This window comes from Planctomycetia bacterium, assembly GCA_015200345.1.
Lineage (GTDB): Bacteria > Planctomycetota > Phycisphaerae > UBA1845 > UTPLA1 > PLA3.
The window spans coordinates 1753631-1778454 of the sequence record CP054187.1 but is presented as its reverse complement, the minus strand read 5'-3'; the positions used below and the strand labels follow the sequence as shown (position 1 = coordinate 1778454).

19 protein-coding genes are annotated in these 24824 nt (G+C 64.4%); 9 read left to right on the top strand and 10 right to left on the bottom strand.

Going from position 1 to position 24824, the window contains the following annotated elements:
* Positions 1-40: 40 nt before the first annotated feature.
* Both HRU71_07310 and HRU71_07305 read right to left on the bottom strand, forming a co-directional pair.
* Entirely contained in the window at positions 41-1033 is a 993-nt protein-coding gene (locus HRU71_07310) for a sigma-70 family RNA polymerase sigma factor (protein QOJ03307.1), read from the bottom strand.
* 498 nt (positions 1034-1531) lie between these two features.
* Positions 1532-1915, bottom strand: coding sequence for a response regulator (locus tag HRU71_07305; protein QOJ03306.1), 384 nt, complete (start codon positions 1913-1915; stop codon positions 1532-1534).
* A gap of 77 nt (positions 1916-1992) precedes the next feature.
* Between HRU71_07305 and HRU71_07300 the strand changes: the two genes are divergently transcribed.
* Entirely contained in the window at positions 1993-3219 is a 1227-nt protein-coding gene (locus tag HRU71_07300) for a pyridoxal phosphate-dependent aminotransferase (protein QOJ03305.1), read from the top strand.
* Positions 3220-3328: 109 nt separating this feature from the next.
* Here the strand turns inward: HRU71_07300 and HRU71_07295 are convergent, their stop codons facing one another.
* Entirely contained in the window at positions 3329-4738 is a 1410-nt protein-coding gene (locus HRU71_07295; GenBank protein ID QOJ03304.1) for a UDPGP type 1 family protein, read from the bottom strand.
* Between the two features lie 204 nt (positions 4739-4942).
* Here HRU71_07295 and HRU71_07290 point away from each other — a divergent pair, with 204 nt between their 5' ends.
* Both HRU71_07290 and HRU71_07285 read left to right on the top strand, forming a co-directional pair.
* A complete protein-coding gene (locus HRU71_07290) occupies positions 4943-5962 on the top strand; it encodes a DUF362 domain-containing protein (GenBank protein QOJ03303.1) in 1020 nt (339 codons plus the stop codon).
* A 682-nt stretch (positions 5963-6644) separates the two neighbouring features.
* Positions 6645-7490, top strand: a complete 846-nt coding sequence (locus HRU71_07285; protein ID QOJ03302.1) for a prepilin-type N-terminal cleavage/methylation domain-containing protein — start codon at positions 6645-6647, stop codon at positions 7488-7490.
* Between the two features lie 87 nt (positions 7491-7577).
* Here the strand turns inward: HRU71_07285 and dprA are convergent, their stop codons facing one another.
* The 3 genes from dprA to HRU71_07270 form a co-directional block, all read right to left on the bottom strand.
* The gene (gene dprA, locus HRU71_07280; GenBank protein ID QOJ03301.1) at positions 7578-8846 is read right to left on the bottom strand and encodes a DNA-protecting protein DprA; all 1269 of its coding nucleotides are present in this window, start codon (positions 8844-8846) and stop codon (positions 7578-7580) included.
* 243 nt (positions 8847-9089) lie between these two features.
* On the bottom strand, positions 9090-9641 hold the full coding sequence (locus tag HRU71_07275) for a DUF2203 domain-containing protein (protein ID QOJ03300.1): 552 nt from the start codon (positions 9639-9641) through the stop codon (positions 9090-9092).
* A 202-nt stretch (positions 9642-9843) separates the two neighbouring features.
* Positions 9844-10473: a hypothetical protein gene (locus HRU71_07270; GenBank protein ID QOJ03299.1), complete on the bottom strand. Its 630-nt coding sequence runs from the start codon at positions 10471-10473 to the stop codon at positions 9844-9846.
* A gap of 276 nt (positions 10474-10749) precedes the next feature.
* On the opposite strand from HRU71_07270, the gene HRU71_07265 reads away from it, so the two are divergent.
* Both HRU71_07265 and HRU71_07260 read left to right on the top strand, forming a co-directional pair.
* Positions 10750-12171 (top strand): aldehyde dehydrogenase family protein, encoded by a 1422-nt coding sequence (locus HRU71_07265; protein ID QOJ03298.1) that lies wholly within the window; start codon positions 10750-10752, stop codon positions 12169-12171.
* A gap of 60 nt (positions 12172-12231) precedes the next feature.
* Positions 12232-13413 carry an iron-containing alcohol dehydrogenase gene (locus HRU71_07260; GenBank protein QOJ03297.1) on the top strand — a complete coding sequence of 394 codons (1182 nt, stop codon included), beginning with the start codon at positions 12232-12234 and terminating at the stop codon, positions 13411-13413.
* A 10-nt stretch (positions 13414-13423) separates the two neighbouring features.
* On the opposite strand, the gene HRU71_07255 is transcribed toward HRU71_07260, so the two are convergent.
* Positions 13424-14395, bottom strand: a complete 972-nt coding sequence (locus HRU71_07255; GenBank protein QOJ04946.1) for a hydroxyacid dehydrogenase — start codon at positions 14393-14395, stop codon at positions 13424-13426.
* Positions 14396-14656: 261 nt separating this feature from the next.
* Here HRU71_07255 and HRU71_07250 point away from each other — a divergent pair, with 261 nt between their 5' ends.
* The 3 genes from HRU71_07250 to HRU71_07240 all read left to right on the top strand — a co-directional run bounded on the left by HRU71_07250 (position 14657) and on the right by HRU71_07240 (position 17323).
* Entirely contained in the window at positions 14657-15085 is a 429-nt protein-coding gene (locus HRU71_07250; GenBank protein QOJ03296.1) for a hypothetical protein, read from the top strand.
* Positions 15086-15389: 304 nt separating this feature from the next.
* Positions 15390-16376: a glycosyltransferase family 2 protein gene (locus HRU71_07245; protein ID QOJ03295.1), complete on the top strand. Its 987-nt coding sequence runs from the start codon at positions 15390-15392 to the stop codon at positions 16374-16376.
* Positions 16373-17323 carry an alpha/beta hydrolase gene (locus HRU71_07240; GenBank protein ID QOJ03294.1) on the top strand — a complete coding sequence of 317 codons (951 nt, stop codon included), beginning with the start codon at positions 16373-16375 and terminating at the stop codon, positions 17321-17323. The genes HRU71_07245 and HRU71_07240 overlap by 4 nt, the downstream gene beginning before the upstream one ends.
* On the opposite strand, the gene HRU71_07235 is transcribed toward HRU71_07240, so the two are convergent.
* The 3 genes from HRU71_07235 to HRU71_07225 form a co-directional block, all read right to left on the bottom strand.
* Complete coding sequence (locus HRU71_07235; GenBank protein QOJ03293.1) at positions 17271-18776, bottom strand: MFS transporter; 1506 nt, start codon at positions 18774-18776, stop codon at positions 17271-17273. The genes HRU71_07240 and HRU71_07235 overlap by 53 nt on opposite strands.
* A gap of 455 nt (positions 18777-19231) precedes the next feature.
* Complete coding sequence (gene uvrA / locus HRU71_07230; protein QOJ04945.1) at positions 19232-22102, bottom strand: excinuclease ABC subunit UvrA; 2871 nt, start codon at positions 22100-22102, stop codon at positions 19232-19234.
* A 62-nt stretch (positions 22103-22164) separates the two neighbouring features.
* Positions 22165-22359, bottom strand: coding sequence for a hypothetical protein (locus HRU71_07225; protein QOJ03292.1), 195 nt, complete (start codon positions 22357-22359; stop codon positions 22165-22167).
* Between the two features lie 216 nt (positions 22360-22575).
* Here HRU71_07225 and HRU71_07220 point away from each other — a divergent pair, with 216 nt between their 5' ends.
* The gene (locus HRU71_07220) at positions 22576-24822 is read left to right on the top strand and encodes a xanthine dehydrogenase family protein (protein QOJ03291.1); all 2247 of its coding nucleotides are present in this window, start codon (positions 22576-22578) and stop codon (positions 24820-24822) included.
* The last annotated feature ends 2 nt before the right edge of the window (positions 24823-24824 follow it).

Genomic DNA, 24824 nt, shown 5'->3' with positions numbered 1-24824 from the left:
TCCGTGGGCTTTCTTCATTTCGGCATTTGCCGATCATTCGTTACGCCGCCAGGAAGTCATCCTGCAATTTGCTGCGGAGCTTGGCCAGCGCCCGGTTCTGAATCTGCCGCACGCGCTCCTTGGTCACACCGATCATCAGCCCGACCTGCTCGAGCGTCTTCGGCGCCGGTTCGACGTCGCCACCCGCCTGCGCCGCCTGCCCCAGCGCGAACCGCGCCTGGATCACCTTCACCTCGGTCTCGTTCAGATCCGCCAGGTTCCGACTTAGAATGCCGCGCAGCTCATCGACGCAATCCACTTCCAACTGCTCGCGCATCTGTTCGGCGTGCCGACTCTTCTCCAGCGACGGGTCGAATTCCGTCGGAAACCGACCGCGATGGCGGTTGGACTTCAGCGCGACCCGGCTGAAGCTCTTGAGAATTGCACGGCAGGCGTAGGTGCTGAACTTGAACCCGCGCCCGCAGTCAAACTTGTCGACGCTGCGAAGCAGCGCCATGTTTCCTTCGCTGATCAATTCCGCGTAATCGACGTTGCCCATCCGCGTCCGCTTGGCCATCGCCAGCACGAGCGGCACGTTCGCCTGCACGATCTCGCACCGCGTCGCGATGACCTGCCGATGCCAGAAGAGCAACTCGCTTGCAGCCTTGCCCGTCAATCGCTTCCCGGCATACGCCTGGAACAGTTTGGCCATGCGATAACGGGCATAGTTCATTCGCAGGAACAGCTTCTGTTCCTGGTTGTTGGTCAACGTCGCGTTCGTGCCGCAGCCCTTGGCCAACGGCCGAGCATCAGCGCTGTTCACCCACGGCCGAACCGCCTGCTCCGCCGCCACGCCGAACAGCTCCTTCGCCGTTCGCGCTCGCGCAAAACTCGGATGGTCTAGATACTCGACCGTCTCGGTCAACAGCCGATCCAGCGTCGCACGATCCTCGGTGCTGATCCGCGCCAGAATCGATTCCAGTGGCGGCTTCACGCTCGGCACCACGGTTCGCGCTACCGGTGAAACGTTCTCGCCTTCATGTTCGTGCGTCATGGCTGGGACTCCCACGGCCTCCGAGGGCCGTTCTCTTCGCCCGGGCTGATTGTTCCAATCTGCGGTCCTCGCGCGGGGACGCTGGGAGCGCGCGCGAAACCTCGGTCCTGGGCGATCTGCAAATTCCGGTTGTGTTCTCGAAGCGGATGGTCGCTCTCAAACCCACCCGCCCCGGCTAACTCGACCCCGGTTCACCCGGAGCCATGCGGGGGGAGTCTGTTACAACAAACCGACAAGAGGAATATATCACGGTTTTTTTGTTACGCAAATCACCTATACCGTTAAAAGTTATTGCTAGCGAGCTGTGATATATTGAACGATTCTAAGTGATTACATTTAAATAATTTATGAATAATATGGCGAACATGAAAATCCGAAAAAAACTCACCTTATTAGTTGTAACAGGACTTATAACTCGCATTACAGGAATCTGTGCATTGTTACGCCATGCGACTGATAATGTTAACACGGCACTCTCTCGTCGGTTTCCGCGCCGTCTTAAGCCTTCCGCAGCAGGTATTGCGATAGCAGCGCCACCGTACCCGGCGAGTCGACCACCGCTTTGCCAAAGCCCATCACACCGCCTGCGGCGACACTCTTCGCTTGCGCCTTCTCGAAATTACTGATCATCATCATCGGTGCCCGCTTCACGGCCGGATCGCTTTTTGCTCGGTGCAGCAGGTCGATTCCTTCGCTGCCATCCTCGAAGATCAGGCGATTAAACAGCACCAGGTCGTATTGATTCGAGCGCATCTTCTCAATCGCCTCGTCGACGAACATTACGCGGTCAATCGCAACGCGGAAATTCCGCTCCAGCATTCCGCGGATCATCCCGTGATCCGGATCACAATTGCCCACATCCAGCACGCGCGAGACGTCCATCGTTGCCATTTCCACACCCGCATCAACTTCGATAAAATGCCGCCGCCGTCGGATCACCCGACGCCGGAGCGGATTATATGAAACTCGCCGACCGCGTCAGCCTCATTGAAGAAGCCGCCACCCTCGCTACGGCCGCCAAGGCCGCCGAGATGAAGCGGGCGGGCATCGACGTGGTCGGCTTCGGCGCGGGCGAGCCGGATTTCGACACGCCGGAGCACATCAAGGCCGCCGCGAACCGCGCCCTCGCAGCGGGTCACACCTCCTACGCCAAGCCGACCAGCGGCATCACCGAAGCCCGAGCGGCCGTTTGTAAGAAATTACTCCGCGACAACGGCCTTACCTACCAGCCCGACCAGGTCATTGTGACGGTCGGCGGCAAGGAGGCGCTTTACCTTGCGTTCATGGCCCTGCTCAACCCCGGCGATGAGGTGCTGCTGCCGGTGCCGTACTGGGTCAGCTTCTCCGAACAGATCAAGCTGTGCGGGGGCGTGGTGGTACCGATCGTCGGCAGCGATGCGACGGGCCTGAAGATCACGCCGCAACAGGTCGCCGCCGCCCTCACGCCGCGAACGAAGATACTTGTCTTTAACAGCCCGTCCAATCCCGGCGGGTTTTCGTACACCGCCGCCGAGACCCGGGCCATCGCCGAAACGCTCGCCGGCCGCGATATCGTCGTCTTCTCCGACGAGATGTACGATCAGTTACGCTACCATGACGCGCCAGGCGGCGGCGCGAGCGCGAAATCCGGCGGAACAAACTTGCGCGAGAATTTGAGTTTCGCCGCCATCAGCCCCGAGTGGCAAGAGAAAACGATCACCTTCAACGCCGCCAGCAAGACGCACGCCATGACCGGTTGGCGCGTCGGATTCGCCGCTGGCCCGCGCGAGATCATCCGCGCGATGGCCAAGCTTCAAACGCACACCACCAGCGGCACGGCCACGTTTATCCAGCACGCGCTGGTCGAAGCGCTGACGGGCGATCAGTCGCACGTCGAGAATATGCGCCGCGAGTTCGAGCAGCGCGGGCGATTCATGCACGAGCGACTCTGCGGCCTGAAAGACGTGACCTGTGTGCGGCCGACGGGGGCGTTTTACTGTTTTCCGAACGTGAGCGGGACGTACGCGCGGCTGGGCGTGAAGACATCCATCGAGTTCTGCGCGCTGGTGCTGGACCGCGTGCACGTGGCATTGGTGCCCGGCAGCGCGTTCGGCATGGATACGCATGTGCGGCTTAGCTTTGCGACGGATATGGCGACGATTACGAAGGGGATGGAGCGGTTGGGGGGATTGATCGGGGCGAGCTAGACCGAGCGAAGTCGGTCTCAATCGGAATCGCCAGGCCAAGGGCGCAGGCGTTGCCGGGAGCACGGCGAGCAACCCCCGGGAAGTCGCTGGCCGCGATCAGTCTACAAGGTCATTCCAAATACACCCGCGCGGCGGGGGAGACGGTCAGTTTCGGCGATCTGGCGGCGACATCCTCCGCGTCCAGTGCGTACAACGGGCTGATTTCGAACACGCCGTCCGGCTCATCGCCCATGCGCGGGATCGCGACGCCCGCCCGCGCCAGCCATGCGGCCGCTCGGCGACTGATGTCGCGCTTCGCCGTCTCGACCGAATCGACGCCCGTCGCGTTCTTCACCGGGCTGAATTCCTCGGCGCGCGACGTCTCCATCAACACGGCCCGCTCGGCCAGCGGCAGCGCGTCGAAAATAAAAGCCTCCAGCTTCACGGCGTTGGGCGCGGACGGCTCGACGCGCTGACCCGAGTTCAAATCGATACACGGGACTTTTTTCTCCGCCCGGTGCCAGGGCAGACCGAATGCCGCTCGATCGCGCGTCAGCCGTTCGATAAACGCGCGGCTTAGCACATGCACGGCGATGTTGGCCGCGTCGAACGTGCGCGAGCCGTCGGCGTTTCGCCGCCTCGCCAGTGCCTCGGGCAAATCGGAATACTCGATGACCGCCAGCCGCCCGCCGATCATCACGAAGTTCCCCACGCGCTCCAGATCGTCCGCCTTGGGCAGCGTTTTGCTCGACATCTCCGAACCGCTCGCGGCGTGCAAACCGAGAAACGCCGGATCGAGCGGCTTCACCAGCGGATTGTCCACCTGAAAGTAGCTGATGTGCTCGATGCCGCGTGCCGCCAGGTCGGCCAGCGTGCCGCTCGTCGCCATCGCCAGCAGCGAGCCGCCGTGCCCATCGGGCGACAGCGCCACGCGATGCGGCTGATCGAGCAGGATTCGTCCGTCTCGATCAAACGCCGGCATCACGCCCTGCGTGAAGAAATGCACGCGGTCGGCCGGCATCCCAAAATATCGAAACTCGTCGAAAAATGCCTTGGTCGCCGCGTCGTTCTGCGGACTGGTCATGATGTACCAGTGGGTCACACCGCCGTACTTGCGATCCGTTGCGATGATTGCTTCCGCGAACAGCTGAAACAGCGGCTTGTGGCTGATCGGACCGATAGGGAATGCGCCCTTCGGCCCGTCGTACCCCAGCCGCGTGCCTTGCCCGCCGGCGACGGTGAACGCGGCGACCTTGCCCTCGGACAGCAATCGACGGCCGATTTGCATTTGCTCGGTTGTCACGGCCTCGCGGCGGATGACCGTTGGCGGCTGGACGTCGCCCGGCGCGGCGTGTACGGCGCCGTGACCCAGCACGATCTGCCGGAGCCGCGGCAGTTGCTCGACCGAAATCAGCGACAAGTCCGACAGCAGTTCCTGACGCTGCCCGGCATCGAGACCGTCCCAGAAAGCGAAGACGTGCTCCTGCCCGACGGCTCGGAAGACGGCACGGAGCGACGACTCGTTCGATGGTGTTGACATTGCGAATATCAATGAGCGGACGCAGTGGCCAGCGATTGCAATCCACCCTCACCCCGGCCCTCTCGCTACAAGGGAGAGGGGGATACGATCGCGCCGCATCAGCCGCGATGGCAAGGCCTTTGATGCATGGGCGAGGCGGTTGGTCGATAACGTATGGAGGCCTCGTGAGTGTGTCAATTGCATGGGGCCAGGCGCGTTCTGCTTATGAAACCAACCCGACGTGATTTCCTTCGATCCGGTCTTTGCGGGGCAGCCGCAGTGCTGACCGGCGCGCGTGTGCCGGCCGAAGGCGGCGGCGTGAAGACCAATCTTCCGATGGCGATCGGCGGCGCGCCCGGTGTGGCGACGGCGCAAAGCGCGACGACCACCGCGGCGGCGGTTTCGCGCGTCGTGCAGACGCGCTCGCCCTACATCAGCGGCGCTCACGGCATTGAGAAGAGCATCCTGCACGACTTCTTCGAGGAGGGACTCTGCGCCGTCACCGGTGCGTCCAACGGGACCGATGCGTGGAACAAGCTGCTCAAACCCAGCGACGTGATTCTCATCAAGTGCAATCAATCCGCTCGCGAGCAGCTCGGCACAACGCCGCCGGTGATTGACGAAATGCTGCGTTCGCTGGTGACCGCAGGTTTCTCGCTCGATCAGATCTTGGTGCTGGAAGCGGGCGACCTGTCGCTGCTGCGCAAGACGCGCAAGCCCGACGTCCGCTGGCAGGGCAAAGTCGTGGAGTTCGGCAGCGCGGGGAAGGACTCGTTCCTTGCAGCGCTCGACGAAGCCACCGCGATCATCAACGTGCCGTTCATCAAGACGCATTCGCTCGCGACGATGTCGGGCTGCCTCAAGAACCTCTCGCACGGTCTGATTCGCCACCCCGCGCGGTTCCATGCCAACGGCTGCGACCCGGCGATCGGGCAGATCGTCGCATCGGAGCCGATCCGCTCGAAGCTGCGGCTGAACGTGGTCAACGGCATCCGGCTGGTGTTCGACAAAGGGCCGGATGCCCAGCGCAGCACCATTCATGACGCCGGGACGATGCTATTCTCGACCGATCCTGTGGCGGCCGATGCCGTGGCTTTTGGGTTGCTTAATTCGGTGCGGTCCGAACGAGGGTTGAAGCCGCTCTTTTCGGACGCCCACATTCCAAAACAACTTCTCACAGCACGTCAACTTGGATTGGGACAGTGCGACGATGCACAGATCCAAAGCCTGGCACTGGACTTATGACTGCGATTGGGGTTTTGTGCTGCCCCGGTCGTGCTTCCGGGAATGGCGGTTGCGGTCGAAATTTCAAGGCTCTGGAGGGCGGTTTGGGAGGATGCTGAAACTGGAAATAAAGGGGAAAAAAGTCTTGACGCGGGTGGAGGTGATGTTACGATAATAAGGGTAGTATTGAGACGAGCCGGCCTCCGGGGCTGGAAGCGGAAGACGCGAAAGAGTCGAACGTCATCATCGAATTATTCGCCTGCGCGGGGGCGCAATCTCGCGAGTCATACCTTACCTTCCGCCTTCCTTCCAATCCCACCGGTCAGAGTCTTTGACACACCAGTGGTTCGTAGATCGCGCGACATGATTCGTTCTCGCCGGCGGTCGCCTTTTCATCCCGCGTTTTGGCAGAGCGCTGGTTGAGACGGGTCGCCTTCGACGACGAACGACATACAGGCCAAGCCCTCGGCAGCGCTGCCGAGATTTGCGTGGCCTCACCCCGACCGGCGTGCAAAGCCGAAGGCACTGCACACCTGACGACGATTGCCAGTCCAACGCTCCAGGCGGGAACACCGCAATACGCGAAGCGGCCCTTGATGGTTCGCCGCTTGATCGGAGTCATAAGATCCCAATTGGTGTCCCGACGGAGGGTGCTGGGAACTCGTCAGAAAGCCGGAACGCAAGTGTAAGGAGGTATGCGATCGTGAAGAAACAAAAGGCCTTTACCCTGATCGAGCTGCTGGTGGTGATTGCCATCATCGCCCTGTTGATCTCGATCCTCCTGCCGAGCCTTTCTCGCGCACGGGAGCTGTCCAAGCGGACGGTCTGCTCTGCCAACCTGCGCGGTCTGGGCCAGGCGATGTTCATTTACGCCCAGGACGATCCGGGCGTGTTCCCGATGATCGCCCAGCCGATGGAAGGGACGCCCAACATGCAGAACTTCCAGCCGGTCCACCGGACCACCGAGCCGCCGACCAGCGGTATCCCGTCGGTCTCGGTCGATATGTGGACCATCGTGCGCGGCAACAACACCACGCCGAAGCAGTACATCTGCCCGAGCACGACGGACGTGCCCGATCCGGCCCAGGATACGACGATTTACTACGATTTCCTCGGCCCGACCAACTTGAGCTATGCCTACATGTACCAACACGACCTGAACCGGCGCGCGCTGGGCACCAGTTCCGAGCCGGTCTTCCCGTTCATGGCGGACGGCAACCCCTACATTGACGGAACGGTCGCCGCTACCGTGCTGGTTGACGTGGATCGCAACAGCGCCTTCCGCGGCAACAGCGGCAACCACACCAACCGCGAAGGCCAGAACGTGCTCTTTGTCGACTCGCACGTCGAGTTCGCCAAGGGTCCGGACCTGGGCCTCGTCGGCAAGCCGGACTCCACCGTCCAGAAGGTCTCCCGCGGCCGTGACAACATCTACACCACGGCCCAGTCGACCTCATCGTCCCTCGACCCGGGCATCAAGCCTGTCGGTTCGGGCACGTCGTGGACGGTCAACCTGATGACGCGTTCAGACGGTTGTCTTGTTCCGTAAGCACCGCGTGGGCCGATGCGGCTCACCGAGGCTGCGTGAGTTGTCCATAACCGCGGCGGCTTGCAAAGACCTTGCAAGCCGCCGCTATTATTTGCGCGTGGCTTCGTACATCTCGCCGGGCAGACGGCGGACGACGCCCAACAACTGGAGCGTGATCAATTGCGATGCGATTCGCCCCGGCGTCTCGCCAACCACCTCGCAAAGATCATCCAACGCACGCTGGCCAGCCGCGACGGCCTCGACGATACGTGATTGCAGCTCCGTCAAGGCGACCGCGTGTTCGCGTGGCGGATTGATGCGCTCGCCCCCTTGTGCTGGTGATTCCGATCGACCCGACGGATCGGACGAGTCGCTCTGTCCAGCCTGCATCAGCAGCGCGCCGGCCTCGCCCAGTTCGGCCAGCACGTCTTCCATGCGCATCACGAGCTTGGCCGCGCCCTGGCGGATCAGGTCGTTGGCGCCCTCGGCATAAGGCGAGTCGATCGGGCCGGGTACGGCAAAAACCTCCCGGTTGTATTCGCCGGCCAGCCGCGCGGTGATCAGTGCGCCGCTGCGCTGGGCCGCCTCGATCACCATGACGCCCAGCGAAAGACCCGCGATGATGCGATTGCGCGGCGGGAAGTTCTTCGCGTCGGGCGGGATGGTCATCGGCAGCTCGCTGATCACCGCCCCGTTCGCGGCGATCTCGCCGGCGAGGCCTTCCTGCTCCTGTGGAAACACGTGCGCCAGGCCGCAGCCGGTGACGGCCAGCGTGCGCCCGCCTGCCTTGAGCGCGCCGCGATGAGCGAAGGAATCAATGCCACGGGCCAGGCCGGAGATCACGGTCATTCCTGCGCGAACGGCCAGGGCTGCAAAGCGCTCGGCCTGCTCCGCGCCGTACCGCGAGCAGCGGCGCGAGCCGACGATGGCCAGCGCCAGGCCGTCACCGCGATCCAACGTTCCACGGTAATAGAGGCACGGCGGCGGATCGTCGATCATCTTCAGAATCGCCGGATACTCGGGATCGGCCAGACAAAGAATGCGGCAACCGAGTTCACCAGCAAGGCGCACTTCCATGTCGACGTCGACTTCGTCGCGATGCCGCGCGATGCGGTCAGCCGTCTTGGGTCCGACCTGGGTCACGGATTGCAAGCGGCCCGCTGCGGCGCGGAGCACTGCATCGATGCCGCCCAGTTCTCGAATGAGATTACCGAACCGGATGCTGCCGACTTCAGGGCACAGGTGCAGGCGGAGATATTTGAGGGCGACGGGCGAGGCGATTGGCCTGTCGCCAATCGATTCCGCGGTCAAGCCGGGCGGCGTTGCGGCGGCAGCAGGGGTGTCCGGCGAATCAAACAGATCGGGGCTGTCGGCCATGAGCAGATTGCTCCGAAGCGAAGGGAGCATTTAGCCGGTTGGATGGCATGCTGTCAACCGAGGGGGGAAACGTCGCATCGTCGAAGAATCGAAGAGCCCAGCGGAGGCGCAAAGGCTCGAGCGCCCGGAGGATGCCGGGCGCAGTCACAGAGGGGGCATTGCCCACCCACCAGCCAGCGACTCGCGGCTTGCTTGCGCTTCTGGCGTTCGAACCGGATTAGAGCAAAAGTTCGTGGCGCAAGATCAGCCCGCGACCGGCACGGCGGGCAGCGATTCGAAGGAGCCTTCATCGATGGGTTGGCGGCCGGCGAAACCGGCGTTGACTTCGTGCCAGAAGGCGATGCGGTCTTCGCCCAGTCGCCAGCACAGCTCAATCTCCCGGCCCTGATGCAGGCTTCGGAAGTCGATCAGGCCGATACGCCAGTCCTTGATCTCGCAACCGACGGCGGTGAGTTCATCGGCGAGATCGCCCAGTTTCTCCAGCTCGACGGCGTACTGGCGAGTCAGTTCTTCCTGTTTTTCGCGTGGCACGTCGGGCCGACGAATGTGACATTTGTCTTCCAAAGACGAGACGAGCTTGTGCTGGCGGACGATGTCGGCCACGATGCGCCGCACGAGCGGCAGCGTGCGGTTGGCATGCTCCAGCGTGAAATGACGGCGGCGCGGCGCGCTGTGCGGCGGCCGAGGGGTGCGAATGGTGCCCGGCGTATCCATGTCAGCCTCAACAAACGTCGAAATCGGCGTCGCCGCGCGAGCCGGCGCCGCGTCCAATGCCCAGTCCGAAGTTACCAGCATGGGCGAACGATGTCAACGCAAACGGCGCGAAACTTCGCGCGTTTTTTCAGGTCGTGATTCGCGCGCTCGCCCGCGAAAGACAGGTCCGTGAAAATCGTCGATCGAACCCGCGCGAATCACGCGCGTTCGACACGCCAGCAGGGGCATCGACATCGGTTATCGGGCGCGATCAAGCTTCCACGTCAAACAACCCAACGCGGCGTCAGCCTCCACCCGCGCGATTCGACATCGCCTCCAGGCAGGTCATGCCGCACAGCAACAGGATCGATCCCGCAACAACCATCACGGCCGCGATTGCCGGCCACCTTGGCTTCTTTTTGTTGACAATTCCTACGATGCCGGTCACCAGCGCCGCGAGGTACGCGACGATTCCCAGGCAGGCCATGCCGCTGGCCGTCATCACGGCTGGCGGCGCCTGGCCACTGGATTGAATCTCGCTCAAACGTTTCTGCAACTCCGAAGCCGTCTTGATGCCTTCGGATGCGATCCACGAGCCATAAACAATCGTGGTCGCGATCACGCTCACCACGCTAAGTATCGCAAAAACAAACGCCACCCAGCCAATCGTATTCCGCCCCACTGGCAGCTGCGGCATCGCCGTTCCGGAAGTCAACGGCGACAAGGTCTCGCCGGCCGCCGCCGGTCGCGGCGCGTCGCCAAGCGGACCCGCCTCGCGCAGCGCCCCGCCGCCCGGCATGCGCACACTCGGGTCCGACGAGAACGGGGCGGTCACGACCTTGCGGCAATAGGGGCAGGTCACCGATTGATTCGCCGCGTCATCGTCCACTTCGATCGGCTGATGACAGGCAGCACAGAAAAACTGAATGGCCATGCAGGAAGCTCGCTGAACCGGCCCACGAGAAGGCACTTGGGACGCGTACGAACAGGCGGAACAACCCCGCCGAAGGCCGACATGCTACCGACGACGGGCGCAATCCTCAAACCGCGGAGTCCTCGCGGCAAGCTCTCGAATGGCGGATCCCAACAGGGAGAGACGCGCGAGCGCCCGCCACGGGTGAGGCTCGGCCGGAGCGAGCGTTAACGATTATAATGCCGCGTCGAATCGGTGCGCAAGCCGTGACGATTCCTGCACCCACGAGGCGATTTCATGCTGCACCTACCGATCCTTCGACACGGCAAGCCGTACACAAGTGTCGATTACATCGAGATCGTCCACCATGCCACGGGTGAGCCGCTCGCCCGCGTCAGTCAGGCCAACAGCGGCATGATCGCCCGCGACGTGCATCGCATGGATTGGCGCGTGCTGGAGCGATTCACCGTCGCACAGCTGATGGCCATGAGCCGCAAGGCGGGCCAACTGTTTACCACCGCCGCCCTGCCGCTGGGCGATTCGACGCAGACGTTTGATGACTACGTTCGTCAACTCTCGGGTACGACCGGCATGCCGCAGGCGTTGTGCCGCGCCAACGCGCAGAAAATCTTCCGCATGTTTGATGAGATCGAACTGGTTGTCGCCGGGCTGACACGCGGTTTCGATCTCTCCATCCTCGATCGCGGCTTCGGCAGCGACGACGGCCGCACGTTGAGCTACATCCGCGAGGCGCGGACGTTCGGCGCGGTGCTTCCGAGCAATTCGCCCGGCGTGCACTCGCTGTGGATGCCGGCAATCGCCTTGAAAACGCCTGTGGTGCTCAAGCCCGGCCGCGAAGAGCCGTGGTCGCCGCTGCGGATCATCGAGGCGTTCTGCGCTGCGGGCGTGCCGCGCGAAGCGTTCGGCTTCTACCCCACTGATCACGCCGGCGCGGGCGAACTGCTCCGGGTCGTTGATCGCGCGATGCTCTTCGGCGATGCGTCCACCACGCGGGCGTGGGCCAATGACCCGCGCGTCGAGCTGCACGGCCCCGGTTACTCGAAAGTCGTCCTCGGCGACGATGCAGCCGACGACTGGAAGAAGTACGTCGATATCATGGTCACGTCTATCGTCGCCAACGGCGGCCGCTCGTGCATCAACGCGTCTGCCATCTGGACGCCACGATATGGGAGAGAGATTGCCGACGCCGTTGCCCGCGAGCTGGCGAAGATTCGCGCCCTGCCCGCCGACGACCCCGACGCGAAGATCGCCGCGTTCGCCAATCCGAAAATGGCCGAGGCGATCAGCGGCGCGATCGACGCGGGCCTGCGCGAACCCGGGGCGATCGAGTTGACCACCGTGCATCGTGGTTCACCCAGACTCGCCACCATCGGCCGCTGTGCGTACCTGCTGCCCACGATCATTCACTGCGAGGACCGCGAGCACCCGCTGGCCAATCGGGAGTTTCTGTTTCCATTTGCCACCGTGATCGAGTGCCCGACGCGCGACATGCCCGGCGCGATCGGCAAATCGCTGATCGTCTCGGCCATCACGGCCGACAAGGGATTCGCCGCCGAACTGATGGCCTGCGGCGACATCGACCGGCTGAACATCGGCGCGATCCCAACGGTGCGCATCAGTTGGGACCAGCCGCACGAAGGAAATCTGTTCGAGCATTTGTACCGGCAGCGGGCGTTTCAGATTGAACCGGCGGCGTAGTCTGCGAGCACTCCATTCATCCGCACTTAATGAGAATGAACCCAAGAGGCGACTCGACGAATGCTCGCTGATTTGCTGCAATATTCCGCCGTGCGGGTGACGTTCGGCGCGGGGACGCTTCGCAAGCTCGGCGAGATTGCCGTCGAGCTGGGTGGCACGCGTGTGCTGCTGGTGACCGATCCCGGCATTCGTCGCGCGGGGCATGCTGATCGCGGCGCGGAGATTCTGCGCGATGCGGGGTTGGAAGTGACCATCTTTCACGATGTGCACGAAAACCCTACGACGCGCGTCGTCGACGCCGGCTTGCGCGTCGCGCGCGAGCTGGGTATCGATCTCATCGTCGGCCTCGGCGGCGGCAGTAGCATGGACGCGGCCAAGGGCATCAACTTCCTGCTCACCAATGGCGGCCGCATGAGCGACTACTGGGGCGTCGGCAAGGCGACTCGCCCCATGTTGCCGCTCATCGCCGTGCCCACGACGGCCGGGACCGGCAGCGAGGCGCAGTCGTTCGCGCTGATCACCGATCCCGACACGCATCAGAAGATGGCCTGCGGCGATGAGAAGGCGTTGCCGCGCGCGGCGATACTCGATCCGGAATTGACCGCGACGGCCCCGCGCGCGGTGACCGCGGCGACGGGGATTGATGCCGTGGCGCACGCGGTGGAGACGGCCGGCTGCAATCGGCGAAGTGAATTATCGCGGCGGATGTCGCGCGAGGCGTGGCGGTTGCTTGATGCGGCGTTTGAGACGGTGATGCGCGGGGCGGGCAAGAAAGGCGGTGCGAGCGACCGCGCGCCGGAAGGCATCGATGGCGCGAGCCTCGGCGGTGATGAGCCTGACGCCGCACGGCAACGGATGTTGTTCGGCGCGCACCTCGCCGGCGTGGCGATTGAAAAGTCCATGCTGGGCGCGGCGCACGCGTGTGCCAATCCGTTGACGAGCGAGTTCGGAGTCGTGCACGGGCAGGCGGTCGGCCTGATGCTGCCGCACGTGATTCGTTACAATGCGGCCGAGGGCGAGAACCCCTATGCCGATCTGTGCGCCGACGCCGTCCTCCTCGCCGAGCGGATCGAACACCTGCTCAACGCCGCCGCCCTGCCGCGCCGCTTGTCGCAATTAGACATCCCGGCCGCCGCCCTGCCGCGCCTGGCGGACCTGGCGGCGCAGCAATGGACCGCGCGCTTCAACCCGCGCCCCGTCGGCGCAAACGCGCTCCTCTCCATCTATCGCGCGGCGATGTGATGACGCCCCGCTACAACCTGTCCGCCGGCTGTCGCGCGTTGACGCAGTGCAGCGCTTCGCCTCGCTCCATGAATCGCTCGACGATGTGCGCGACCTCTTCGGCGATGGCGAGCTGCGCCTGCTCCGTGGACGCGCCGACGTGATGCGTTCCGCAGAATCGCGGCGCGGTCCGGACCGGGTCCTTGAACTCGCTGTCCGTCGCGGCCGGTTCAATCTCATACACATCCATTGCCGCGCCGGCGATCCGACCGCTTTCCAGCGCTTCGATCAGCGCCTGTTCGTCCAGCACATCCCCGCGGCTGCAATTCAGCAGGTAAGCCGTCGGTTTCATCTGCGCGATCTCCCGCGCACCGATCAGATGGTGATTCTCCTTCCCGCCGGTCACGTGCAACGTGATGAAGTCCGATTCGCGCAACAACTGTTCCAGCGGCACCTGACGCACACCCAGCTCGCGTTCAATGTCCGGCCGAGGCACCACGTCGTGATAGATCAGCCGCATTTCAAACGCCTTCGCGCGGCTGGCGACTTCGTACCCGATGCGTCCGAGACCGATGATCCCCAGCGTGCGCCCTTTCAGCCCGCGTGCCCGGCTGTACTCCTTTTTGTTCCAGACGCCGCGCCGCAGATCGTTCGTCTCGTCGGCGATGCGGCGGTCCAGCGCGATCATCAGGCCGATCGTCAGCTCCGCCACGGCGACGCTGTTCAGACCGGGGCAATTGCAGACCCGAATGTCGCATTCGGTCGCCGCGTCCACGTCGATCGTGTCTGTGCCGGAGCCGGCGCGAATGACGAGCTTGAGATTCTCCGCCGCGCGGAGCATCTCCCCCGTCACCCGCGTCGATCGGACGACCAGCACGCGCGCGCCCGTCTCGCGCAGGGCAGCCGTCAGCGCGGGGCCGCTCGTGCCCGGTTTGTACAACACGTCGCAGCCCATCTCCCGGAGCCGGGCCAGCCCGTTTTCCTCGAATTTGTCGGCGATCAGGACTTTCATGAGGCACCTCCCGGCGGCGCCTGGACGCAGACCGAATTGCCGCGGCCAATTGAGGGATTTCCCGGCGGACCGCAGGAAACATGCGGTGCAACGTGGATGCCACGGCTGCGAAGGCGTCTCTCGCGGCCGCAAGCGTTTTCCACGAACCTGGGTGTGGAAATCCGCGCGAGATTTTGAGAACATCTCCACGGGACAGATCCCGGCGCCGCCCACACCGTTCTTCGCGGCCTAGCGCCGGGGCAAAGGCCAACCATGACCGCCGACAAACTCCATGAGATCACGCGGGCCGCGCTGCAGATCGTCGGATCGCCCGTCTTCACCTCGCCCGGCGACCCCGACGCGAACGAGGAGTTGATCTTTCTGCCCGCCGCGCACGGTCACGAGCCGGGGCGATGGGTACTGGCGTCGGCGGAAGACGAGGGCGCGAAGGATGACGCCGTCGATGTGGACGTGGAGATGGCGGCCGATCTGATCCGCTCGCACCTGCGTGATTACCTTGCGACCGGCGGCTGGCAGGTGCACCTGGCGATTCGCCGGGGCCGCGCGACGTGGCGTCTGGCGGATTGCGTCAGTCCGGCCGAAGGCGGCGGCGACCGGCTCGACGACGACTACCCCGGAGGAGAAGACGAATTGCTTGTTTTGTGCCGGAGTGTGGAAGTGATATCGCGTCATCGCGGATAAAGGGTGCATTTCTTGCCGATACCCGGCGGTCGAGAATGTTGCGACGGGGGCGAGGCCGAAGGCGTTTCATGGTACGAGATGAAGCATCCAAGGCCGAGATATTGGCCATTTTGTTCCGAGGGGGAGGATGGTGCGCGGTGCGCTGGAACTTCTGGAAGGACTTCAGGAGTTGGTCGTACTCTGTTTCCCGCGCAATGGTCGCAGAAGTGAACCCGGCATGAGCGGGCGAAGGACTGCGAGCGGTCAATTGAAATTCAGATCTTGTGCAGTCATGGAGGCCTGCCAAACGCCGATACATGGTAGGATGAACCCCAGCGGTATTTCCGTCATCATTCCATCGTACAACTCGGCCGAGGTGTTGCCCGCGGCGATTGAGTCGGTGCTGGCACAGACGCTGCCGCCCGATGAGATCATCGTGGTGGACGACGGCAGCGCGCCGGATGCGGACGGGATGGATCGCACGGCGGACGTCTGCGCGCCGTATTTCAAGCATGTGCGGTTGATTCGTCAGGCGAACGGCGGAGCGTCGGCGGCGCGGAACACGGGGATCGCGCGGTCGCACGGTGGGTGGCTGGCGTTTCTCGATGCCGACGACGTGTGGGAGCCGGAGAAACTGGCGACGCAGGTCGCGGCGATGCGGCAGAATCCGGAGGCGGATTTCTGCATCACGGCGGCGCGCGTGTGGAGCGAGTCGGAACAGACATTTGTCACGATGTCGTACGACGGGCCGCTCGATCCCGCGCGGATTCAGGCGGCGCTGCTGGTGCGCAATGTGTTCACCGGTTTGTGTTCGTCGATGCTGGCGCGGCGGGAGGCGATAGAGTCGGTCGGCGGGTTCGCTTCGGGGCGGGCGTGCGAGGATCGGCGGATCGCGATTGAACTGTTGCGCCGCCATCGGGCGCTGATCCTCCCGACGCCGCTGATTCGCCAGCAGCCGGGGCCGGCGCATTGGCGCGATCCGCGCAAGCACGGCGCGGAGATGGAGCGGCTGATCGCGGATTACGCCGAACTGTTTCGCGTGCTGGATCCGTCGGGGCGATTGCGGCGGCGGGCCGTCGCGCGCGTCCATGAGCGCACGGGCATGCATTACCTTGAAAATGGCGACCTGCCGACGGCGGCGAAGCATCTTCGCAGTGCGGCGCTGATGTGGCCGTTCATGGCGAATCCGTGGCGTGTGCTGGTGAATTATTGTTTGGGGCGGTTACGCGGGAGAGCGGCATCGGCGAGCAAGCTCGCCGGCTGCATGATCGGCATTGACATCCTGCTACGGCGCACGATCATGACGTCATGAGCGCCCACAAAAAGTGCGGTCTTTCGCCTGCAAATCGCTCCGCCGGATTTTTCATTCTCATCGTCGTCGTCAGCGCGGTTTCCGCCGTCGGATGCAACCCGCCGCCGGTGGGGATCTACGACGTTCGCGCGTACGAGTCGATTCCGTACGTGACGCGCGGTGATCGCAAGTTGTTGATCGACATTTATACGCCTGTCGGCGGACCACTCCCGCGGCCGGCGATTGTGCTGTTTCACGGCGGGGGATGGATGCACGGGGATCGGCGTAGCCTTCGGCCGATGGTGAAGCACCTCGCGTCGATGGGGTACACGGCGGCCACGGCGCAGTATCGCTTGTGTGATCTCGGCGGCGACCATCACCCCGCGCCGATTCTGGATGCGCTGGCGGCGATTCGATTTCTCAAGGTCCGTCGCGCGCAATACGGGGTCGATCCGCAGCGCGTGGGCGTCGGCGGATTCTCAGCCGGGGGGCAGCTGGCGCTGGTGGCGGGGCTGGCGGGCCAATCGGAGGCGTTCCAAGACGATGCGTACGCGGGCGAGTCCGCCGATGTGCGCTGCATCGTGAGCATCGCCGGGCCGACCGATCTGACAACCATCTACAAGTCGGCGAATTTTGTGATCCGGCGAATGGCGGACGGCTATCTGGGCGGCTCGCCGGAAAAGTTCGCCGCGCGGTACGTCGAGGCGTCGCCGATTTCACACGTTCACGCCGGCGCGCCGCCGATCCTGATTCTGCATGGCGATCGTGATGAGGTGGTGCCGTTCGAGCAGGCGACCAAGCTTGCCGAGGCTTGCGAAGGGGCCGGCGTGTCGTGCACGGTGGCGAAACTGCCGGGGTTCGGCCATGCGTGGTGTCAGCCGTTCGGGAGTCAACCTTCGCTGCGGGCGTGGCCGATCATGACGCACTTCCTCGCGAAGCATCTTGAAGCGGGCGCGCCGGGCGGGTAGCGCGTGCGGCGGGTTCGCCGTTGGACGGTTCAATGTGCGTGTCGGTTTCGTCGCGCCGAAGCACGCCGTTTGTCATCGCGGCTTCTTCGCGGGCCAACCCGGTGAAGATAAAATAGCCGATCAGCGAGATGACGAATCCCACCATGAAGACGAGCCAGCCTATGTACGTGTAAAGCAGCGCGCCGAGGAACGGCGCGATCAGCCCGCGCAGGCCGGTCAGTGACACGTGAATGCCCATGTACAGCTCGGCCTTGTCGTCCTCGGCGAAGTGCAGGTGGCCGATGTTCCATGCGATGGCGCCGCCGCTCTGGGCGAATCCTTCGAAGAGTCGGCCGACGACGTAGATGCCGAGGGCGACGGCGGCGAGCGCGCCGGCCTGCCCGGTGGAGAGGTGTGCGAAAAGCGCGCCGAGGCCGCAGAAGAGCAGCGATCCGCACCAGCAGAGCGAGTTGGACATGCGAAAGCGCAGGACGCCGACGCGGTCGAAGAGGCGCGCCCAGACGGGGAGCATGGCGATGGTGACGACGCGGGGAATGAAATCGAGCAGGCCGTTGCTCAAGGTGTAGTTGAGGTTGAGGACTTTGGTTAAGACGATTGTATTAACCGGCATGACCATGAGGTTGGCGGTGCCGATGCACATCTGGGCCTTGCAGTATCGGGCGAAGCGCGGGTCGGCGCGGAGGACTTGCCGCATGCGATGGATGATCTGCCAGGGGCTGACGAGGGCGATGAGCGAGAAGGGCTCGATGACGCCGTCGTCGGCGAGGGGTTTTTTTGCATCGTCGGTTTCGATCCGCCGCGCGGTCGGCTCTGTGGGGTCGCCGTTGGTTCGATGGGAGATGGTCCGCTCCTCGCCGCGGACGCGTTCGCCGCGCAGGACCAGCAGGCCCATCGCGCCGATGACGGCGATGGTGGGGTAGAACCAATGATAAGCGGCGGGAGCAAGGTCAAAGAGCAGGCCGCCGCCGAGGATGACGGGCAGGCTCATCAGGGTGCGGACGATCTGAAGGTTGGCGGTGATACGGCCTCGATGGGAGCGCGGGTAGTTGCTCTTCCAGAGGGAGGCGCGTGTGGTGACGACGCCGGACATGAAGACGCGCGCGAGGCAGATTTGCAGGGCGAAGATCCATCCGCCCAGATGGGAGCGCGGCGTGACGGCGATGGAAAGAGCAACGGCGACGCTGGCGGAGGCGAGGGCGATGAAGGCGGGAATTTTCCGTCGGCCGACGATGAGCGCGCCCCAGTAGAGGCTGACGAGATTGGCGAAGGCGGGGGTGGCCTGGACAACGGTGATGAGGAAGTTGCTGCCGCCGAAGGTCTTGGCGACGACGACGGCGGAGACCGTCCCTTCAACCAGCCCGGCGAACAGCCCCCAGAACAGGAAGTGCCTGACTTCGATGGTGTAAGCGCGGCGCGCCATGTAAGGCACGCCGCGAGCGCCGATCCAATCCACGTGGGTCTTTCCGAGTGCGGCGGGTTCCGTCCCGCAGCGGAGATTATATCGGAGAAACGGCGGATCGGCAGGATGGGGCGGGGCAGCGCGGCGGGGGCGAGCGATCGCTGAAGTGCGTCTGTTGACCTGCTCCTCTCAACTGGAACCCGTTTAATGAGAGTTCTTCCTGCCCGGATTGCAACTCCATTCCGCATGCGGCACCCCTCACGGCCTTGTTCGGATGCGACGTCCCACGCGAACGGCGGGTCTTTCCAGGGCCGGCCGGCATTTCCGCGAGGGGGCGTCGCGTGCGATCGGAGCCGCCTCCACCGGCATTCGTTCCGTCTCTGCATTGCTTTCACTTCGCGCGAGAGCGCCGAATCGATCGTCGCTGGATGAGGCGAGTTTCAAGTCGAGAGCTGCCGGCGTGAGACCGAGTTCGGCCGGTGCGGAGCGGTACCGGCGAAGTGGTTGCCTCATTCATGGCACGATTGGTCGCGGGTTGATGCCTTCTGCGCGGCCTCGCCCGCTTCGGCAAAGCTGGCGGCCGGGGTGAACTTTTCGTTCGCCATGACCCGCTTGAGGTGTCGTCCCGTGTGCGTATCGGTTTGGGCGATTTGCATGGGCGATCCTTCGGCGATGAGCCGCCCGCCCGCATCGCCGCCTTCGGGGCCGAGGTCGATGATCCAATCGGCCTGTCGAATGACGTCTAAATTGTGTTCGATGGCGATGACGGAGTGGCCCGCGTCGATGAGCCGGTGCAACACGTCGAGCAGGCGTCGGATGTCGGCGAAATGCAGCCCGCTGGTCGGTTCGTCGAGGACGTAGAGCGTGTGGCCGATGGGGGAGCGTGCCAGTTCGGCGGCGAGTTTCAGGCGCTGGGCCTCGCCGCCGGAGAGCATGTGCGCGGGCTGGCCGAGCGTGAGGTAGCCCAGACCGACATCGACGACGGCGGCGAGCGTTTGCCTGATCGCGGGCACGTTTTCGAAGAACGCCAGCGCCTCTTCGGCGCGGAGGTTGAGCACGTCGGCGATGGATTTTCCGCGATAGCGAATCTCCAGCGTTTCGCGGCTGTAGCGCGTGCCGCCGCAGTCGCCGCATTTCACGAAGAGATCGGGGAGGAAGTGCATCTCGACGCGGCGAGTGCCGTAACCGTGGCACGCTTCGCACCGGCCGCCGCGCGCGTTGAAGGAAAAGCGCGCGGCGTCGTAGCCGCGAGCGCGGGCCTCGCGCGTCCTGGCGAAGAGATCGCGGACTGCGTCGAAGACGCCGCAATACGTGGCGGGATTGCTGCGCGGGCTGCGGCCGATGGAGGATTGATCGATCTCGATGACCTTGTCGACGTAGGCCAGCCCGGTGATGGCGCGGTGTGCGCCGGGGCGGTCGTGCGAGATGCCCAGGTGCTGCTTCAGCGCGGGCAGCAGGATTTGATTCACGAGGGTGGACTTGCCCGAGCCGGACACGCCGGTGACGCAGCAGAACAGGCCGAGCGGGAAGGTCACGTCGATGCGTTGCAGGTTGTTCTCCGCCGCGCCTTGCACGGTCAACACGCGGCGCGCATCGGGCTCGCGCAACGCGCGGCCTGCGGCGTGCGCGACGGCGGCGTCGCCTCGCACGTACGCGGCGGTGACGGATTCCGTCGAGGCCAGCAGCGCATCGCGCGGGCCGTTGGCCAGCAGGCGGCCGCCGTGCGCGCCCGCTCCGGGGCCGAGGTCGATGAACCACTCGCCGGCGGCGATCACGTCGGGATCGTGCTCGACGACAAAAAGCGTGTTGCCCTGCGCCTTCAGCCGACGGAGTGTGTCGATGAGCCGCGCTGTGTCGCGCGGGTGCAGCCCGATCGTCGGCTCGTCGAGCACGTAACAGACGCCGACGAGGCCGGAGCCGATCTGGGTGGCGAGCCGAATTCGCTGGGCCTCGCCGTTGGAGAGCGTATCGGTGGTCCGAGCGAGGGTGAGGTAGCCGATTCCGACGTCGATCATGAATCGCAGGCGCTGGCGAATCTCGCGGACGATGGGTTCGGCGATGGGTCGCAGGTCGGCGGCGGGCGAGAAGGCGTGGAAGAAGCCGGCAGCGGCGTCGATGCTCAAGTGCGCGAGTTCGTCGATGGACTTGCCGTCGAGTTTGACGGCGAGGGCTTCGGGCCGCAGCCGCGCGCCAAGGCAGGCAGGGCAGGGTCGGCGCGCGATGTACTGTGCAAGCCGTTCGCGCAGGGCGTCGCTCTGCGATTCCTTCCAGCGGCGTTGCAGGTTGGGGATGACGCCTTCGAAGGCGGCGCCGCTCGCGTTTGGGGACGTGCCGTTTAGCAAAATGTCTCTAACCTTCGCGGGCAGGTTGCAATAGGGCGTGGAGGGCGAGACGTTGAACGCTTGGCAGAATTGATCGAGCAGCCGGGCCATGGGGCGCGAGAGCGCGTCGCCGCGCCGCCAGGGCGCGATCGCACCGGCTTCGAGCGGCAACTTCGGATCGGGGACGATCTGCCGGGGGTCGAAGGAGTATTCTTCGCCGAGACCTTCGCACGCGGGGCAGGCACCGTGCGGCGAGTTGAAGGAGAACAGCCGCGGCTCCAGCTCCGGCAGGGCGAGGTTGCAATCCGGGCAACGGTAACGGGTGCAATAGCGCGTGTCTGCCCAGTCACCGTCGACGTCGCGCGAGGCGATGACGAGACCGTCCGCCAGGCGGAGGGCCGTTTCGATGGATTCCGTCAGCCGAGCGCGGAGGTCGTCGCGCATGACGAGGCGATCCACGACGACATCGATGTCGTGCGGCTTGTTCTTTTCGAGCGGGGGCACGGCGGAGGCTTCGTGCTGATGACCGTCGATGCGCACGCGGACAAAGCCCTGCTTGCCGATGCGGGCGAGCGTTTCGGAGTGCGCGCCGCTCGCCGCTCGCACCACCGGCGCGAGGATCATCAGGCGCGATCCGGAAGGTGTCACCATGATGGCGTCAACAATCTGGGTGAGGGTGTGGCGGGTGATGGGCATGCCGCAGCCGGGGCAGTGCGGCTCGCCGACGCGTGCGAAGAGCAGTCGCAGGAAATCGTGGATATCGGTGATGGTCGCGACGGTCGATCGCGGACCGGATCGTCCGGCCTGCTGGGCGATGGCGATGGTCGGCGGGAGGCCTTCGATGACATCGACGTCGGGCCGCAGCGACGGGCCGAGTACCTGGCGTGCGTACGTGGACAGGCTTTCGACGTAGCGGCGCTGACCTTCGGCGTAGATCGTGTCGAAGGCGAGCGAACTTTTTCCGGAGCCGGACAGCCCGGTGACGACGATGAGCCGATCGCGCGGGATATCGAGCGAGAGATCGCGGAGGTTGTGGGTGCGGGCGCCGCGGATGCGAATGAGATCGGCGGCGTCGGCGGCCGGGCCAAGAACCGAGGCGGAATTCGTCGCGCGGTCGCGGCTCAATCGTCCACGTCCACGTCGACGTCGGTCTTGGGTTCATCTTCGTCACGCTCCCATTCGACGTCGACTTTCGTGAAGGGGGCGCGAACCTTGACGCGGTTCTTTTCCGGCTCGCGCTCCTTCTGAACGCAGGCGGGCACGGAACCGGCGAACAGGGCGGCCAGCACGGACAGCACAATGAGACGACGGGTCATAAGCGATCTCCTCAAGGTTGGTTATTCTATCCATCGGATGCGGCAGTCGGCTACCTCGCAGGGCGCACGGTTCATCGTGGTCGCGGGCCTTTGTCATCGCGTCAGGCCGCGCGGATCGGTATACTTTCCAACGGATCGGGCGTGGTTCTTGTTCAGCGGCAGCTTCGGCGATACGCGTCCGCGAGCGTCCGGACTGCCAGGCAGGGTGAGCGGTCCATGAGCATCGGTGTTGACATTCCGCGGGTCGATGGGCTGGACAAGCTCACCGGCCGGGCCGCGTACGTGGACGACGTGGCGATCCCCGGCGTGTTGCACGGCGGGACGATTCGCACGCCGATCGCGCGGGGGCGGATCAAGCGCGTTGTGTTTGATCCGACGATCAACTGGTCGGAGTTTGTGATCGTCGATCATCGGGACATCCCCGCGGGGCGGAACGCGATCAAGCTGATTGAGACCGATCAGCCGGCGCTGGTGGCAAGCGCGTTTCGGCACAAACACGAGCCGGTGGTGCTGATTGCGCACCGGTCGATTCATAAACTGCGCGATGCGTTGCGGGCGGTGCGTGTGGAGGTTGATCCGCTGCCGGCGGTGTTGAAGCCGGACATGCCGCTCACGCCGGAGTTGATTCAGCATGGAACCGACAACGTGCTGAAGCACTTGGAGATTCGCAAGGGGGCGGGCGAGATCGGAGGCGAGCGCGATTGGGAAGCGTTGTTCAATTCCGCGGCGCACGTCATCGAGGGCCGCTACGCCACCGGCGCGCAGGAGCATGTCTATCTTGAGACGCAGGGCATGGTGGCATGGCAGGAGGACGGTCGGCTCGTGGTGCGCGGGTCGATGCAGTGTCCGTATTACGTGGTGGATTCACTGGCGTATTTTTTTGATCGGCCGCGCGAGGCGTTTCGGGTGATTCAGGCGCCGGTCGGCGGGGGCTTTGGCGGCAAGGAGGATTTTCCGTCGAACCTGGCGATTCATGCAGCGCTGCTGGCGGAGAAGGCCGGAGCGGCAGTGAAGATCGTGTACGACCGTCAGGAAGACATGGCGGCGACGACGAAGCGGCACCCGGGCGTGGTGCGGCATCGCACGGCGTTGGATGCGAGCGGCAGGTTGCTGGCGATGGATATAGACGTCGTACTGGATGGCGGAGCGTATGTGACGCTGTCGCCGGTGGTGTTGAGTCGCGGCTGCATTCACGCGGCGGGTCCGTATGCGTGTGAGAACATCCGCGTGATCGGCGAGGCGCGCCTGACGAACAGTGTGCCGTACGGGGCGTTCCGCGGGTTCGGCGCGCCGCAGACGATGTTCGCGATCGAGCGGCACATGGACGTGATCGCGCGGCGGCTGCGGATGTCACCGGTGGAGCTGCGGCGGCGAAATCTGGTGCGCGACGGGCAGACGCTGGCGACGGGGCAGGTGGTGACGGGTGGAGTTGATCTTCCGGCCTTGATGGACGCGGCGCTGCACGATGCGCGGTACGACGAGCGGCGAAGGCAACACGCGGCGATGAACCATGGCGAGGGGGCGCATCCTTATCTGCGGCGCGGCATCGGCTTCGCGACTTTTCACCACGGTTCAGGATTCACGGGGAGCGGCGAGACCTATCTCGCATCGGAGGTGTGGGTCGAAGGACATGCTGACGGCACGATCGAGGTGCTCACCGCGCAGACCGACATGGGGCAGGGAACATCGACGATCCTGTCGCAGATCGCCGCGGCGCGGCTTGGTGTGCCTGCCAATCTCGTTCGCGTGGCGATGGCCGATACCAGCCGCGTGCCCAACAGCGGGCCGACGGTAGCCAGCCGCACCGCGATGGTCGTTGGGAAATTGATTGAAGTCGCGTGCGATGATCTATTGAAGCAAACGGGCGTCAGCGTCACAAAATCGGCATCGAGCGATTTACCTGTGGCGCTTCAGGCCTGGCACGCGACGAACCCGGGGCAACGGCTGATCGGCCGCGGGAAGTATCAAAAGCCCGCGCACATTCAATGGGACGACCAGACTTATCGCGGCGATGCGTACGCGGCGTACTCGTGGGGGGCGTACGTCGCCGAAGTAGAAATTGATTTGCGAACCTATGGCGTACGCGTGACGGATTTCGTCGCGCGGCAGGAGGTCGGTCGCGTGCTGAATCCGACGCTGGCGCGCGGGCAGATTCAGGGCGGCGTCGTGCAGGGCATCGGCTGGGCGCTGTATGAAGACGTGGTCCTGGACGACGGCGTCATGAAAAATTGTCAAATGACGAATTATGTCATCCCCGCGTGCGCCGATCTGCCGCCGATTCGCGTTTTTTTCGAGGAGTCGCCATCGCCCTTCGGTCCGCAGGGAGCCAAGGGGATCGGCGAGTTGCCGATGGACGGCCCCGCGCCGGCGATCCTGAACGCGGTGTGCGATGCGCTGGGCATTGAAGCGAACGAGATTCCGCTGACGCCCGAGCGATTGATGACGTTGCTGGAGGGCCGGTGACG